The sequence below is a fragment of the Halomonas lysinitropha genome (assembly GCF_902500215.1).
GTDB classification, from domain to species: domain Bacteria; phylum Pseudomonadota; class Gammaproteobacteria; order Pseudomonadales; family Halomonadaceae; genus Halomonas; species Halomonas lysinitropha.
This window is the reverse complement of sequence record NZ_CABVOU010000027.1, coordinates 375,487-390,502: the sequence shown is the minus strand read 5'-3', so window position 1 is coordinate 390,502 and position 15,016 is coordinate 375,487. Positions and strand designations below refer to the sequence as shown.

The window sequence follows — 15,016 nt, the reverse complement described above, 5'->3', positions numbered from 1 at the left end:
CCCAGACGCAAGATCGCTCAGGCTAACTGCGGCAAGCAGGCCCCCCAGGAAAGGGCGACACTACTCCGATGCATCAGTAGCTCGCTGCGAAATGGCGGCAAAAAGGGTATCGAGTTCACGGGCGACAGCTTCCAGTTCCTTGCCGCCCGCCTCCATGTAAGGCGCGAGCAGATGCGTCGGCTTTTTCCAGGAGAGCGTGGCGCTGCCATTATCATTTTCGGTGACATAGAAGCGCATGGGGGCTTCGATCATCGCCGGGACGCTCAGCCGCAATATCCGCACCGCATAGTCGTTGCGAAATACGCCCACGACCCGATTGCCGGGGATGGTGACCCCTCGGCTCGCGGCGGCCTCGGTGGGCCCGGCCTCGGTGACCACGAACATGCCCTCGGCCTCCACCGCCTGCTTCAGCGCCTGCAGGAGTTCGTCATAGCCCTGTGCGGTCGGTATGACCTGCCACCCCTGGTCAGGCCAGCGGGTCTCGGCGGCCAGCGGCGCGGCCAGACTCAGCGCCAGCAGGCATGTCGCCAGTATTGCGCGTATCATCAGGCAGTCCACCGCGAGAGGGACGCCTGCTCGGCAGAGGCCTGCTGCCAGTGGCGAAGGGTGGAGGGATGCACACCGAAGGTCTCGGGCAGATGAATGCCCGACTGTTCGGCCAACAGGGCGATGATCGCCATGTGGTGAATGCTGTGACTGGTCAGGAAGGCCAGCTCTCGGTTCAGGCTGGACGCCAGGGTGAGCGTATCGTCGTCCAGGGGGTAGCCAAGCGACAAGGCGTCCGGCGACGGCCCACTGCCGAGTGATAACAGCCGGGCCTCGATGCCGGCCAGATGACTCGCTGCTTGCTGCGGCCATTGCTCGAGGACTTCATCGCGCCGACGCTGCTCGTAGTCGATGACCTCTGCGTCTCGGTCGAGACCATCGAGGAGGGCATCATAATGATCGATGATGTGACGCACATGCTTGCCCAGGGTGTGACGACCATGCTCGCCGAACGCCTGCCGATAACCTTCTGGGGTAAGGTCAGCGACCATGCTCCTGAGTTGGGCAAGGGTCAGCAGATTCTCCTCGACGAGGCGTGCCGTGGAAGGAGACGACCGGGATAAAGATGATGTCATGACGGATGTCCTTGAAATTCAGCTGTGGATTACGTAAGGGAATCGCCTTGAGGCGGAGAGGGAAGAGGCCAGGCCGCCACCGTGGTGACGGACCTGGTTTCCCCTGATGGGAAGCGAAAGGCTCAGCCCTCTGCTTCGCCCTCGCCTTCCGCTTCGCCTTCGGCCTCACCTTCCGCTTCACCCTCGGCTTCACCTTCTGCTTCACCCTCGGCTTCACCTTCTGCTTCACCCTCGGCTTCACCTTCTGCTTCGGCGCCGCCCTCGGCGTGAGCCTCGGCAAGCATCAGGGGCGCCTCCTGGCCATTGGTATAGCCGAGTTCAGGGGATGTCTCGCTGGCCACGGCCTGGAGGGCCGCACCGCTAGCGACCAGAGCGAGTGCCGGTGCCGTATAGCCGAACTGACGACTGAGGCGACTCAGCAGGCTACGACGCTTCTCATCTTGTAGTGTCATGTTCATGACCTCCTTGATGCAGATTGGGCGACATGCTGGGCATGCCGTCTTGCAGTGAAGTCGGCTCTTGGGGCCGGCTTCGTCATCGGCGATGCCATGGCATCACCGTATGCTCGTGCCCCGGGTCATCCCTTTGCCATGGCAGGACGACCGTGCGAGGGGTCGGGTTCTACCCGAGTGATCAGCCATTCGGTCAGAGAGTCAGCATCTGGCGCACCCGGGCCCGATTTCACGGCGCTCGAGGCAAGGGTGGCGAGCCAGTCGCTCAGTAGCGTCACGCTCTGGGCATCCAGCGCCTGACCATCGCCGGTGAGGCAATTCGGCAGCAGGGCGCCAAGCGCCCCCAGCGGATCTATCGCCGTGAAAGCCCCCTCACCAGCACCAGACTCATCGTCCGGCAGCAGCATGCCGCGAATGGTCACGGCCTCGGGCAACTCGCTTGAGTCCACGTCGGTGACGCCCGGCAGCGGGAAATCCAGCGGCTCGGCTGTTTCCGGGTTCGCGAGGTTCAGACGCACGCCGCGAGTCAGCACGCCACCCGATGTCTCCACTAGCCGCTGCATCAACAGGCGGCTCTCCTCTTCGTCGGGTAGCAGGCAGAGCACCCCGGTACCCTGCGGCGTGACCAGTAGACCAGCGTCAACCACGGGGCGGCCGGGCATCGCCGCCTGGCGAATCAGGTGCGCCGTCAATACCGGGGCCAGCTGGGCCAAGGTCAGTCGCGACGCCAGCAGCCAGTCGTCGGCGGCCAGGGCATAGCCGCCGGACTCGCGCAGCACCGTCAGCCGCGGCAGCCGGCTTGCCGGCTCATCGGCCAGTGGCGAGAGCCGCTCGCCGAACCATGTCGTCAACCGTGCCAGAGCGGGACCGCTGCTTACCTCCAGCGACCACTGGAGACCGTCCAGGCTGAGCCTCATGGCCCGCCCCGACGGCGATACCGGCGTCGTCTGATCATGGGCGTCGTGGTCTACCGCCAGCGCTGGCGGCACGAGGCCCTGCTGGCAGAGCAGGCCGGTACGGCACCAGTCATGCAGGGTGCTCCACACATCATGCCGCAGTGCCGTACGCTCCGCCGGTACCCCGGCCTCGGTAGTGGCGCGTGCCAGCTCCTCGGCGATGGCATCGGGATCCAGACCCTCGGTCGCCAGCAACCAGGTCAGGGCTGCCGTGTCGTTGGGGCGATAGTAGCGACCGCTGCGTGTGTCATAGAGCGCGAGGCGCTCTTCATCGACCAGTTCAACCACGTGGCGACGCTGCAGCCGCGGGCGCGGCAGAGAATGCCCCGTCAGCCCTTCAGCCAACAACAGGTCAGCCGAGGTGGGTAAGGTGAAATAGGGCAGATAGCGCTCCGGATCGGCGGCCGGCAGCAGCCGACGGAAACCTCCGGCACGAGCCTGTTCGGCTTCGGCCTCGGCGACCAACCGAGCGGCGACATCGGGGCCCTGCTCGGCAGCCTCCGTCTCGGCGGTTTCGGAGAGTGCCTCACCGGGGATATCGATCAGCGAGACCATGTCGCGCACCAGCCCGCCCTTGACCGCTTCCTCGATGCGTCCTCCTGTCTCCGGGGCGGCGCAGATACCCAGCGATGGGCTGAGATTGCACTCCAGGATCCACGGCTTGAGGGTGTCGTCCACCAGGCAGTCGAGTCCCAGCAGTTCATAGCAGCCACGCGGATCGGCGCCGACCTCGGCGGTGCGGCTGCGCATGGCATCCACGGCGGAGATGGCGGTCAGGGCCACCAGGTCGTCGATCCGCGCGAAAAGCTCAGCGTCGTCGTGCCCCTGATCTCTCAACCAGGTCCGGTATCGCTCCAGGTCGATGAACTCCACCGGCACCTCGGCGCTGCTGTTCAAGGCGTTGATGTCCGGATTGGTCAGCTGGCTGAAGGGGTTGTCGGCATCCTCGGGATCCCAGGGCTCGGAGGCCAGCTTGGCGAAGCCCTGGCGATAGAGGTAGACACGCAGCGGCTCCAGGGAGGTAATCAGCACATAGAGTCGCAGCACATATTTGTGACCGCGAATGGTGTGAGGATTGGCCACATACTCCTGTACCAGCCAGTCCTGGGCGAGCGGCGCCTCGGCGACATCCTCCAGCACGCGCACACCCTTGCCCTTGGAGGCATTGGTGGGCTTGAGGATCCAGCGCTGGTCGGGGTTGGCCAGGGCGGCCTCCTGCAGCGCATGGTAATCACCGGGCATGACGTAGGCATGGGGGAAAAATTCCAGTCGCCGGGCAAGATCATGGTGGGCGCCATGGCTGTCCCGGATGCGCTCGCGCAGAGTGGCAAGGCTGTCGTGGAGACGACTCTTGACGGTAAGTGCCGCATTGCCCGGGAAGTGGTTGATCCTGCGAGCCGGCGACACCCGCCGGAACTGTGCGGCATCCGGCATACCGGTGATCCAGCCGGCGTCCCAGTCATGCTCGTCCCCGAGTTGCCAGCCCAGAGGCTCCAGGGCCTCACGGAAGAACCGGTCCTGCTCGGCCGCCCGCTTGCCGCCCAGCCAGAAGCGTCTTGTCGGCGAATGCTGCTCCGTCATGCTCGAGTTCTCCTGTACGGCCATCGTCATGGGCTATTCGTTATTGTGGTCATCTACGCGTTGAGTCGTCGCTCTCGCACGCTCCTTACATCGATAGCAAGCGGAACCCGATCTGTCGCGCCTTGAATTATGGAACGATCGGTACTATATTCTACGACATGACACGAGGACGACCCATCGCATTCAGCCCGGACGAGGCTGCCAACGCCGCCATGCAGGTCTTCTGGAATCGAGGCTACGAAAGTTCCTCGACCCGGGAACTGCTTGAGGCCATGTGCCTCTCGCGCAGCAGCCTCTACCAGGCGTTCGGCAACAAGGAGCAGCTGTTCCTCGAGGCCCTGAGACGCTATCGCGAGTCCCTGGTGGGGCGCCTGGGTCGGCGCCTGGCGGTGGCGCCCTCGGCGATGGCCTTCCTGACGGGCCTGTTCCGCGAGACGGCGCAGGAGGCCGGCAGTGATCGCGCCGCTCGGGGATGCCTGATCTTCAACTCTGCCAGCGAACTCGGCCAGCGTGACGGCCTGCCCTCTCAGCATGCCCGCCACAGCATTGCCGCCATCACGGCACTGTTCCACGAGGCAGTGAGTCGGGCCCAGGCGGAGGGAGACATCGCCCCGGGCCGGAATACCGACGCCCTGGCCAGCTACCTGACGATGGGCATGGCCGGGCTCAGGACGCTGTTGAAGAGCGGAGCCGATGCCGAACAGGCCGGCCAATCGGTCGAGCTGCTTCTGGACGGCCTGCAACATTGAACGGCCCTTTTTCATGCCATTTCTGGAACGATTAATACAGAAATGGCGCCACCGCAGCACTGACGACAACACAGGAGGCACATCCCATGTCTGCCGACTATCAAATGCAACTCTCACCCCAGACGCTCGACAACGCCGACGCCAAGGCCAAGCCGCTGCTCGAGCAAGCCAACGCCAAGCTGGGCTTCGTGCCCAACATGTACGAGGGCATGGCCAAGGCACCGGGCGTACTGGACACCTACCTGCACGGCTACGAGCTGTTCCGCGAGGACTCTGGTTTCGCTCCGCCCGAGCAGGAGGTCGTATTCCTGACCATCAGCCGACTCAATGGCTGCGGCTACTGCATGTCCGCCCACAGCATGCTGGCCGACAAGATGTCCCAGGTGCCGGCTGAGGTGACCGAGGCGATTCGCAATGACCAGCCGATTCCCGACGAGCGCCTGGCGGCACTCGCCGAGTTCACCAAGGTGATGTTCGAGAGCCGGGGCAAGCCTACGCAGTCCGACGTCAAGGCATTCCTGTCGGCCGGCTTCGAGGAGCAGCAGGTACTGCAGATCGTGCTGGCCCTGGCGGTCAAGACGCTCTCCAACTATTCCAATCACGTCAACCACCCGGAAGTCGACGAGGCCTTCGCCGGCCACGCCTGGAAAGGCTGAATACCCGTCTTCTTGCACCGGCGTCGAGATAACGGCGCCGGCTTTTTATGCTTTAAATGAATAAATACGTCAGAAAGCATTCTTGCCGCCAGATTGCCCCGCCCGGAGGGCACGCCTAGCATCGTGTCATCCCTGTGAGAGGAGGACCCCCTGATGAAACGCACCCTGATACTGGCGGCCGGTACCCTGGTCCTGGCCGGCCCGGCCCACGCCCTGCACCCTTCCCCCCTGGTCGATGCCCAATGGTTGGAGGGGCAGCTCGGCAGCGATGATCTGATCGTGCTGGACGTGCGCTCCGCCATCGATGACGGCGGCGACCGGAAGAGCTTCGAGGCCGCGCGCATTCCCGGCAGCCGCTACAGCAGCTATACGGAGGCCGGCTGGCGCGAGAATCGCGACGGCGTCGCCGGCCTGATGCCCGATGTCGAGGACCTCGAGGCCTTGATCGGGAACCTGGGCATCGACAACGACGACACCGTGGTCGTGGTCCCGGCCGGCACCGGCGCCACCGATTTCGGCAGCGCCGCCCGCATCTACTGGACCTTCAAGGCCCTGGGCCACGACGAGATAACGATCCTCAACGGCGGCTTCGCCGGCTGGGAGCAACAGGGCCACGACGTCGCCAGCGGGCCCGTGAAGGCCCCGGACGCGACTTCCTTCGAAGGCAATCTGCGCGAATCGCTGCTGGCCACCACCGAGGAGGTGGAGGCGGCACGTGAGGCGGGTGAACAGCTGGTGGATGCCCGGCCGCCCGCCTTCTATAGGGGGGAGACCCAGTCACCCGCCGCCCGGGTGCCGGGCACCATCCCGGACTCCGTGAACCTGCCCCACGATGGCAGCTTCGAGGCGCGCGACGGGGCCTACTACCTGCAGCCGGATTCCCTGAAGGCCCGCATCGGCAGTCTCGGACTCGATAACGAGGCGCCGACGGTGGCCTTCTGCAACACCGGCCACTGGGCCGCCAGCGGCTGGTTCCAGCTCAGCGAGATCGGCGGACTCGAGAACGTCACCATGTACGACGGCTCGATGGCCGCCTGGACTCGTGACGATGAACGTCCCGTGCAGATGGCCGATCGAGGCACCGTGCGCGTCGGGGAACTCGTCGACTAGGCCCCTGCCTGCCCCAAACCCAATGACGCCCCGCGGTGGCGTTCACCACCGCGGGGCGTCGTCTTTGCCGGGCGCTGCGTGTCGCGCCCAAGAGCGTCCTAGCCCAGGCGCTCGGCCAGGGCATCGAGGTCGGAAACCGTGATATCAGGCTCGATACCCCAAGGATCGAAGGGAGCATCCGGAACACGGCGTACCCAGGCGGCATGCAGGCCGGCATGGCGGGCACCGATGACATCGAAGGCATTGCTGGAGACCAGCCAGGTGTCGCCGGGCTCGCTCTCGAGCCGGTAGCGCAGATGGGCATAGACCGCCGGGTCGGGCTTGAAGCGCTTGACCTCATCGACGCTGACCACCGTCTCGAAGCGCTGGCGAATCCCGGCCTGCTCCAGCAGGCCCTCGACTGCCTCGCGGCTGCCGTTGGAAAAGGCCACACAGCGGACCCCCGCCTCGGCGAGGCGATCCAGGGCGGTCGAGGCCTCGGGAAAGGCCGGCAGCCGGGCATAGACCCCCATCAGGTGCTCCTTGTCGGTCTCCGAGAAGCGGGTGTGAAGTGCACGGTCCGTGAACTCCAGCGCCTCGCGGGTGCACAGGGAGAAATCCGCATAGGCCCCCATGAGGCCACGCCGGAAGCTGTACTCCAGCTGTTTGTCGCGCCAGCGCCGCGAGAATTCCGGGGCCAGATCGGAGCGGTCCTGCCCGGCCAGACGCTGCTCGAGTTCGGCAACCACGCCGTGAGTGTCGATCAGGGTCCCGTAGACATCGAAGGCGAGTACCGTTGCCATCTTTTCAACTCCTTGAATCAACGTGGTCAAACATTCTCAGCATGGAGCCTTGTGAGAAGGGACTCAAGCGGTGCGAGAGAAATCCCCTGCTCATGACGACGGTAGCGTCCACGACGATGCCGGTGGCGATGGCAGCCTGCCCTGCCTATGCTGCGTTCACACGCCTGCGGGGTGCTATCCATGTCATACACCGGGCAATGATCATCATGGAGGACCGCGGCCATGCAGCATCGGCAAGACCCCTCTTCCCGGCGAGAACCGCGCGCCTGGCGCATCAGCCCGCCGCTGCTGCTGGCCGCGGGCTTTCTGGCGTTGATCCTCGTCGGCACGGTGCTGCTCAAGCTACCGTTTGCCACCACCACGGCCCTCGCCTGGCGCAATGCGCTCTTCACGGCCACCTCGGCCGTCACCGTGACAGGCCTGGTGGTCACCGACACCCAGGCCACCTTCACGCTGTGGGGCGAGTTGGTCATTCTCCTGCTGATGCAGGCGGGGGGACTAGGGCTGATGACGTTCGCCGTGCTGGCCCTTCTGTCGCTGGGTGGCCGTATCACGTCCCGGCGCTACCTGGCCGCCAGCGGCACCCTCCACGCCACGCATCCGCGCGACGTGATGCGCACGGCCAAGGAGGTGATCAAGCTGGCGCTCATCATCGAGGGCATTGCGCTGGTGCCCCTGGCACTGGTCTGGGTGCCGGAACACGGCTGGCTCGAGGGACTCTGGTGGTCGCTCTTCCATACGGTTTCCGCTTTCAACAATGCCGGTTTCACCCTCTCTTCCGACAGCCTGATGGCTTACGCCGGGCATCCGGTCATCAACACGGTCATTCCCGCCCTCTACCTCATCGGGGGACTGGGCTTCATCGTGATCGTGGGTATACTCGACTATCGCATCGGTCGGCCGCTGGACATCAATGTAAAGGTCGTGCTGCTGGGTACGCTGGTGCTGAGCCTTGCAGGCACTGCAATGCTCTACCTGCTGGAGGCCGACAACCCTGACACTCTGGCGGCGCTGCCCGCACTCTCCGACCAGCTCTGGGCCTCATGGCTGCAGGCCACCACACCGCGGACCGCCGGGTTCAACAGCCTCGATATCGGCAGCCTCACCCAGCCCACCAGCCTTGTGCTGATGCTGCTGATGTTCGTCGGGGCGGGCGCCAACGGCACCGGGAGCGGGATCAAGGTCACGACGCTGTTCGTCCTGCTTGCCGCCACCTGGGCCTATCTGCGTCAGCGGCGGCAACCGACGCTGTGCGCCCAAGTCATCGACACCACCACCCTGCTCAAGGCGCTCGCCGTCACGGTGATGGCCGTCATCGGCATTTTCATGGGCACCCTGGCCCTCTCACTGACCGAACAGGCCGATCTGCTGACGGTGGCCTTCGAGGCCACCTCGGCGCTGGGCACCGTTGGCCTGACGCGCGGCCTCACCCCCGAGCTCTCAGGCGCGGGCCAGTTCATCATCATGATCATGATGTTCGTGGGTCGGGTGTGCCCGCTGACGGTGGCCTATCTGGTCGGTTCCGCCTTTGCTTCCTCGGGGGACACGGTGAAGACGCAGTTGCAGATCGGCTGAGCCGGGGGTCGAACATGCCGTCAGGCGACCGTGTCCGCTGCCACCTTGACGATACCCTCGCGCACCAGCTCATCGAGTACCGCGTCGACCGCACGCCCGACACGCGAGACGATCTCGTCGACCTCCTCGCGGGTAGTGATCAGCGGCGGTGCGAAGCCCAGGATATCGCCCTGGGGCATGGCGCGGGCGATCAGGTTCTCCTGCATCGCCGCGGCGGCGATGCGCGGGCCGACCTTCAATGCCGGGTCGAAGGCCTCGCGACGGCTCGGGTCGGCGGCGAACTCCAGGGCCGCCAGCATGCCCACCCCACGCACGTTGCCGACAATGGGATGGTCAGCGAAGGCGGCCTGCATCCGCTGCTGCAGGTAGGCGCCGGTCTCGGCGGCGTTGGCGGTCAGGCCCTCGCGCTCGATGATCGCCAGATTGGCCAGACCGGCGGCGCAGCCCAGGGCGTGGCCCGAGTAGGTCCAGCCGTGGCCGATCGGGCCATATTCCCCGGTGCCCTGCTCCAGCACTTGCCACACGCGGTCACCGACGATCACACCGGAGAGCGGCTGGTAGGCGCTGGTCAGGCCCTTGGCCACGGTGATCAGGTCGGGCTGGATACCGTAGACGTGGCTGCCGAAATCGGCCCCGATGCGCCCGAAGCCGCACACCACCTCGTCGGCGATCAGCAGCACGTCATACCTGGCCAGCACCGCCTGTATCTCGGCCCAGTAGCCCTCCGGCGGCGGCACGATGCCCCCGGTACCCAGCACCGGCTCGCCGATGAAGGCGGCCACGGTCTCCGGCCCCTCGGCCAGGATCATCTCCTCGAGCCTGGTCGCGCAGTGCTTCGAGAACTCGCGCTCGCTCATGCCCTCGAGTTCCGCGGCGCGCTGGTAGTAGAACGGCGCTTCGGTGTGGCGGATGGTGTCGATGGGCAGGTCGAAGTGGTCATGGAAGGCCTTGAGGCCCGTCAGCGAGCCCGAAGCGATGCCGGACCCGTGGTAGCCACGCATGCGCGAGATGACCTTCTTCTTCTGCGGCAGGCCACGCACGTTGTTGTAGTAGCGCACGATCTTGAGCTGGGTCTCGTTGGCATCACTGCCGGACATGCCGTAGTAGACCTTGGACATCCCCGGGCCGGCAAGCTCGAGGATCTTTTCCGACAGGGCGATCTGCGGCTCGTTGGAGTGCCCCACATAGGTGTGGTAATAGGACATCTGCAGCGCCTGCTCGTAGATGGCCTCGGCCACCTCGGTGCGACCGTAGCCGATATTGACGCAGTAGAGCCCGGCGAAACCGTCGATGAACTCGCGGCCATCCTTGTCGACGATATGGATTCCCTTGCCGCCGGTGATCACACGGCCCGGCGCGTCGCCATGGGCGAAGTCGCGCAGGTGGGTGGAGGCGTGGAAGGTCACCTTGCGGTCGCGCGCGATCAGCTCCTGGTGCTGCTGGTTCATCGTGTTCTCTCTTCTGTGGTGCTCCCCGGCATCCTGCCGGGGAGAAGGTTCATCAATGGGGTCGGGGAATCAGCTGCCGGAGACCGAACCGAGGGCACCTAGGCAGTAATACTTGGTCTCCAGGTACTCGTCGATACCGGTCACCCCGCCCTCGCGGCCGAGGCCGGAGTGCTTGACGCCGCCGAAGGGCACGGGCGGACCGGTCATCTTCACCGAGTTGACCGAGACCATGCCGAACTCCAGGGCGCGCAGGATCTTCCAGATGCGGCGAATGTCATGGGTATAGAGATAGGCCGCCAGGCCGTACTCGGTGTCGTTGGCCATCTCGATCACCTGATCATCGTCCGCGTAGGCGGTGATGCCGGCTACCGGCGCAAAGCTCTCCTCGTGCCAGATCTTCATGTCGTGAGTCACGTCCGTGAGCAGTACCGGCATGAAGAAGTTCTCGCCCGGGGCCTGGCTCTGATCGCCCGCCACCAGGGTGGCGCCCTTGGAAATGGCGTCGTCGACGATGGCCGCCGCCTTCTCCACCGCCTGGCGATGGATCAGCGGCCCCAGGTCGATCTCTGGCTCGAGGCCATTGCCCACGGTGAGCGCGGCCATGCGCTCGGCGAAGTGCTCGACAAAGGCATCGTGGATCGACTCGTGAACCAGGATACGGTCCGCGGCAAGGCAGTCCTGGCCGGCGGTCTGAAACTTGGCCGCCACCGCAGCGAAGGCCGCTTCCTTGGGGTCCATGTCCGGGCCGACGATGAAAGGCGCGTTGCCGCCCAGTTCCAGCGAGACGCGCTTGACGGTGTTGGCGCACTGCTCCAGCAGCAGCCGGCCCACCCGGGTGGAGCCGGTGAAGGAGAGCGCCTTGACGCGGTCCTCGGCACACAGGATCCGGGATACCTCGGGTGGATCACCGAGCACCACGTTGAACACCCCTGCCGGGATACCGGCGCGCTCGGCGAGCTCCGCCAGCGCCAGCGCCGAGAACGGCGTCTCGCCGGCCGGCTTGACGATCACCGTGCAGCCGGCGGCCATGGCGGCGGCGGCCTTGCGGGTGATCATGGCCAGCGGGAAATTCCAGGGGGTGATCAGCGCGGCGATGCCCACCGGCTCCTTGATGGTGCCCAGGGCGGCGTTAGGGATGTGACTGGGAATGGTCTCGCCGAAGGTCCGCTTGCCCTCCTCGGCGAACCAGCGCACGAAGCTGGCACCGTACTCCACCTCGCCGCGAGCGTCAGGCAGCGGCTTGCCCTGCTCCAGGGTCATGAGGGTGGCGAGGTCTTCGCGATTGGCCTGCAGCAGGTCATACCAGGCCAGCAGCCGCTCGCAGCGCTCGTCCACGCGCAGGGCGCGCCAGTGCACGAAGGCAGCCTCGGCCGCATCCACCGTGGCAGTGATCTGGTGAGCTTCCAGCCAGGGAATATGCCCCAGTGCCTCGCCGGTGGCCGGATCGAACACGGCCTCCTCGCGGCCACCCTCGCCATGGGTCCACTTGCCGTCGACGTAGGCGTACTGACGGAACAGGCGCGGATCGCTGAGCTTGCTGGAAAGAGTCATGCTGTACCTCCCCTGACGCACCGGCCGGATCGAGGTTGTCTGGCCGATGTGGAAAAAACGGGCGAGCCGCCTGTTCGTAACGCAACAGAGCGGCTCGATGGGATAAGCATAGCGGCTTTGGCAGGACAGGACTTTTTGTTACTGGCGACAGGCGGCGCAGGATTTTTTGTCCTGTGCCGCAAAGGTGCGGTTTTTTCTGCAAAGCGCCGGGAGTCGCTCGCGGGGCAGCGCTCACCCCGCCGGGGGATTGTGCAGCGCCTCCTGGGTGAAGACCAGCAGGCCGAGCTCCGGACGATAGCCATGGATCTCGGTGACATCCAGCGCCTGCAGGAAGTAGAGAATCTCCTCGCTCACCACCTGGCCCGGGACCAGCACCGGGAAGCCCGGCGGGTAAGGAATCACGAAGCTTGCCGAAACCACGTCGCGGCCGGCCCGCATGGCCGCCTGCACCTCGCCGTTGTCGAAGCGCAGGTACTCGGTGTTCTCGTCGTCGTAGCTGAGGAAGTAGGCACAGCGGATGTCCCCTTCCGGCGTGTTGCCCTCGGGATCGGGACGGAAGGCCGCGTGGAAGCGGCTGAAGTCCGGCAGCGGCGGCAGCTCCTTGGTCAGCGAATGCACCCGGTTCTCGATGATCTTGCGCTCCGGACGGCTGCTCTCCTCCCAGCGATACTCGAACTCCTTGGCCAGCTTGATCAGCACGTCGAGCAGGTAGGCGATGGAGCCGCGGGTGGTGCCGATGTTGGTCATGAACAGCACGGTATTGCGCGAGGTCTTGTTGATCTGGATGCCGTACTTGTTCATCAGGTACTCGTTCTTGAAGGTATCGCCGTCGATACCCGTGGTGCCGATGGCGATGGTGATGCGGCTGGGGTCGACGACGAACTCGTCATTGGCCCAGGCCTCCTCCATCTTGTTCCAGCCGGTGGCCGGGTCGTAGAAGGTCTCGACCCCCGACTGCCGGTACTCCAGCGGCACCATGTCCTTGTTGACCAGCACCCGGAAGTACTTCTGCAGCAGCGGATGGGTATAGAGCTGCTCGCGCAGCGACAAAGCCGCCTCCACCTGGGCATGCACCAGCTCGAAGCCCTCCATCTCGGCCTGCATTCGCCCCACATCCAGCGAAGCGATGATCTGGTAGTTGGGCGAGGTCGAGGTATGGGTCATGTAGGCCTCGTGGAACGGTCCTTCGACCTTCTGGCGATAGTCCTGGTCCCAGACGTGGATCATCGACCCCTGGCGCAGCGACGTCAGGGTCTTGTGGGTGGAGTGGGTGGCATAGGCGCGTATACGCACCTGATCGGGGTCGGGCAACAGGGGCCGGTCGAGCCAGGTGGCATCATCCTCGGGGTCGAGGGCATCGAACTCGGCCTTCCAGGCCTCGTACTCCTCACGATAGCTGGCGCTGCGATAGCGGTCGCGCAGCGTGCGGGCGGCATGCATGGCGGTGCGTGGCCGATAGGTGGGGTTGAAGCCGGCAAAAGCGAACCAGGCCTCGTCCCAGAGGAAGACCAGGTCGGGCTTGATCGCCAGACACTCCTCCATCACTCGCCGCACGTTGTAGACCACGCCGTCGAAGGTACAGTTGGTCAACAGCAGCATCTTGACCTTGTGCAGCTGGCCCGAGCGCTTGTATTCGAGCAGCGTCTTCTTGATCTCCTTGAGCGGCACCGCGCCATACATGGAGTAGTCATGGAGCGGGTAGGAGTCCAGGTAGCTGACATGAGCGCCGGCCAGCACCATGCCGTAGTGGTGCGACTTGTGGCAGTCGCGGTCGACCAGCACGATGTCCCGCGGCTTGACCAGCGCCTGGACCACGATCTTGTTGGCCGTGGAGGTGCCGTTGGTGACGAAGAAGCTCTGGCGGGCTCCGAAGGCTCGCGCCGCGTACTCCTGGGCCTTCTTGATCGGCCCGTAGGGCTGCAGCAGCGAATCCAGCCCGCCGGAGGTGGCCGACGTCTCGGCCAGGAAGATGTTGATGCCGTAGAAGTCGATCATCTGCCCGGCCCAGTGGGAGCGGGTGATCGACTTGCCCCGCGAAATGGGCATGGCATGGAAGACCCCGGTGGGCTTCTTGCTGTACTCGCGCAGGGCATCGAAGAAGGGCGTGCGGTAGCGGTTGTCGATGGCGCGCAGGATGGTGTGGTGCTGCTCGATGTAGTCCGTCTCGCGGTAGAAGATGCGGTTGAAGTGACGGATGTCGCGACTCGCCGTGGCCTCCACGTCGCCGCTGGTGACCAGGAACTGATCGATCTCGGGACGCAGCTCATGAATCATGGTGCTCAGCAGGATGCTGCGCTCGGCCTCGGAGTGGTTCTCCAGGGACTGTTCGGAAATCCCCTCCAGGTAGCTGCGCAGAGCGCTGAGGTTGTACTTCGACTTGTAGGGGAACTCGTAGCGGATCAGGCAGGCCTGGATGTTCGGATTGACCAGCACCGCGATCAGCGCATCCTCGAAGCTGCGCACCGTGACCACGTCGTAGACGAAGCGGTCCTCGAGGCGGCGCATGTTGTGGAAGGCCTCGCGGACCACCTCCTCCTCGGGCGCCGAGATGTTGTCGACGATCAGCAGCTCGAAGTAGGGCTGGGCCGAGCTATTGGACGCCGGGTGCCCGCGGCGCAGCTGCGCCAGCGCATCGAGGGTCTCGAGGTCCTCGGCATCGGCATCGGTCTCGGAGAGATCGACGTGGCGCCGCCGGTAGGACTCGCTGATCAGCGCCCGCACCAGGCGCTTGACCACCTTCTCCAGCAGCCCGTACTCCGCGCGGTCGAACAGCGACCATAGATGGCGGAAATCCTCCTTGGAAGGAAAGGCGTGGTAGTCCTCGATGATCTCGAGCCGCGTCAGCTTGATGTCGACGGCCTTGATCAGTTTCTTGGCCCGGCCCTCATCATTGAGGCGCACCAGCTGCCCGAGATCACGCTTCAGCGCATTCCAGGTGTCGGCACGCAGCTGGGAGATCTTGTGATAGAAGCCCAGGGCGGTATAGGGCGTATCGGTATGACTCGTCTCTTGCATGGCAACACCCATCCTTGCTT

Annotated in this window: 12 protein-coding genes; 4 read left to right on the top strand and 8 right to left on the bottom strand. The window is 65.0% G+C overall.

Translation table 11 applies throughout. From position 1 onward, the window contains the following. Positions 1-60 precede the first annotated feature (60 nt). The 4 genes from HALO32_RS06310 to HALO32_RS06295 form a co-directional block, all read right to left on the bottom strand. Complete coding sequence (locus tag HALO32_RS06310) at positions 61-546, bottom strand: DUF302 domain-containing protein (protein WP_151442917.1); 486 nt, start codon at positions 544-546, stop codon at positions 61-63. Further along, entirely contained in the window at positions 546-1,121 is a 576-nt protein-coding gene (locus tag HALO32_RS06305) for a DinB family protein (protein WP_151442916.1), read from the bottom strand. The genes HALO32_RS06310 and HALO32_RS06305 overlap by 1 nt, the downstream gene beginning before the upstream one ends. Before the next feature lie 122 nt (positions 1,122-1,243). After that, the gene (locus HALO32_RS17940; protein WP_192576451.1) at positions 1,244-1,573 is read right to left on the bottom strand and encodes a hypothetical protein; all 330 of its coding nucleotides are present in this window, start codon (positions 1,571-1,573) and stop codon (positions 1,244-1,246) included. 125 nt (positions 1,574-1,698) lie between these two features. Next, entirely contained in the window at positions 1,699-4,110 is a 2,412-nt protein-coding gene (locus tag HALO32_RS06295; protein ID WP_192576450.1) for a PqqD family peptide modification chaperone, read from the bottom strand. Between the two features lie 158 nt (positions 4,111-4,268). Here HALO32_RS06295 and HALO32_RS06290 point away from each other — a divergent pair, with 158 nt between their 5' ends. From HALO32_RS06290 to HALO32_RS06280, 3 genes are all read left to right on the top strand, one after another. Then, positions 4,269-4,859, top strand: coding sequence for a TetR/AcrR family transcriptional regulator (locus tag HALO32_RS06290; RefSeq protein WP_151442914.1), 591 nt, complete (start codon positions 4,269-4,271; stop codon positions 4,857-4,859). 86 nt (positions 4,860-4,945) lie between these two features. After that, positions 4,946-5,515 carry a carboxymuconolactone decarboxylase family protein gene (locus HALO32_RS06285; protein WP_151442913.1) on the top strand — a complete coding sequence of 190 codons (570 nt, stop codon included), beginning with the start codon at positions 4,946-4,948 and terminating at the stop codon, positions 5,513-5,515. Positions 5,516-5,668: 153 nt separating this feature from the next. Then, a complete protein-coding gene (locus HALO32_RS06280; RefSeq protein ID WP_151442912.1) occupies positions 5,669-6,625 on the top strand; it encodes a sulfurtransferase in 957 nt (318 codons plus the stop codon). Between the two features lie 98 nt (positions 6,626-6,723). Here HALO32_RS06280 and HALO32_RS06275 read toward each other — a convergent pair whose 3' ends face one another. Next, the gene (locus HALO32_RS06275) at positions 6,724-7,407 is read right to left on the bottom strand and encodes a haloacid dehalogenase type II (RefSeq protein WP_151442911.1); all 684 of its coding nucleotides are present in this window, start codon (positions 7,405-7,407) and stop codon (positions 6,724-6,726) included. A 222-nt stretch (positions 7,408-7,629) separates the two neighbouring features. On the opposite strand from HALO32_RS06275, the gene HALO32_RS06270 reads away from it, so the two are divergent. Next, complete coding sequence (locus HALO32_RS06270) at positions 7,630-8,982, top strand: TrkH family potassium uptake protein (protein WP_151442910.1); 1,353 nt, start codon at positions 7,630-7,632, stop codon at positions 8,980-8,982. Positions 8,983-9,002: 20 nt separating this feature from the next. Here the strand turns inward: HALO32_RS06270 and HALO32_RS06265 are convergent, their stop codons facing one another. The 3 genes from HALO32_RS06265 to HALO32_RS06255 form a co-directional block, all read right to left on the bottom strand. After that, complete coding sequence (locus HALO32_RS06265) at positions 9,003-10,430, bottom strand: aminotransferase (protein WP_151442909.1); 1,428 nt, start codon at positions 10,428-10,430, stop codon at positions 9,003-9,005. A 69-nt stretch (positions 10,431-10,499) separates the two neighbouring features. Continuing rightward, entirely contained in the window at positions 10,500-11,981 is a 1,482-nt protein-coding gene (locus tag HALO32_RS06260) for an NAD-dependent succinate-semialdehyde dehydrogenase (RefSeq protein ID WP_151442908.1), read from the bottom strand. A 231-nt stretch (positions 11,982-12,212) separates the two neighbouring features. Beyond that, positions 12,213-14,996, bottom strand: a complete 2,784-nt coding sequence (locus tag HALO32_RS06255; RefSeq protein WP_151442907.1) for an aminotransferase class I/II-fold pyridoxal phosphate-dependent enzyme — start codon at positions 14,994-14,996, stop codon at positions 12,213-12,215. Between the last annotated feature and the right edge of the window lie 20 nt (positions 14,997-15,016).

Coding starts and splice junctions, on each gene's coding strand:
- HALO32_RS06310 (WP_151442917.1), bottom strand. CDS start 546: ATGATACGCGCAATACTGGCGACATGCCTGCTGGCGCTGAGTCTGGCC.
- HALO32_RS06305 (WP_151442916.1), bottom strand. CDS start 1,121: ATGACATCATCTTTATCCCGGTCGTCTCCTTCCACGGCACGCCTCGTC.
- HALO32_RS17940 (WP_192576451.1), bottom strand. CDS start 1,573: ATGACACTACAAGATGAGAAGCGTCGTAGCCTGCTGAGTCGCCTCAGT.
- HALO32_RS06295 (WP_192576450.1), bottom strand. CDS start 4,110: ATGACGGAGCAGCATTCGCCGACAAGACGCTTCTGGCTGGGCGGCAAG.
- HALO32_RS06290 (WP_151442914.1), top strand. CDS start 4,269: ATGACACGAGGACGACCCATCGCATTCAGCCCGGACGAGGCTGCCAAC.
- HALO32_RS06285 (WP_151442913.1), top strand. CDS start 4,946: ATGTCTGCCGACTATCAAATGCAACTCTCACCCCAGACGCTCGACAAC.
- HALO32_RS06280 (WP_151442912.1), top strand. CDS start 5,669: ATGAAACGCACCCTGATACTGGCGGCCGGTACCCTGGTCCTGGCCGGC.
- HALO32_RS06275 (WP_151442911.1), bottom strand. CDS start 7,407: ATGGCAACGGTACTCGCCTTCGATGTCTACGGGACCCTGATCGACACT.
- HALO32_RS06270 (WP_151442910.1), top strand. CDS start 7,630: ATGCAGCATCGGCAAGACCCCTCTTCCCGGCGAGAACCGCGCGCCTGG.
- HALO32_RS06265 (WP_151442909.1), bottom strand. CDS start 10,430: ATGAACCAGCAGCACCAGGAGCTGATCGCGCGCGACCGCAAGGTGACC.
- HALO32_RS06260 (WP_151442908.1), bottom strand. CDS start 11,981: ATGACTCTTTCCAGCAAGCTCAGCGATCCGCGCCTGTTCCGTCAGTAC.
- HALO32_RS06255 (WP_151442907.1), bottom strand. CDS start 14,996: ATGCAAGAGACGAGTCATACCGATACGCCCTATACCGCCCTGGGCTTC.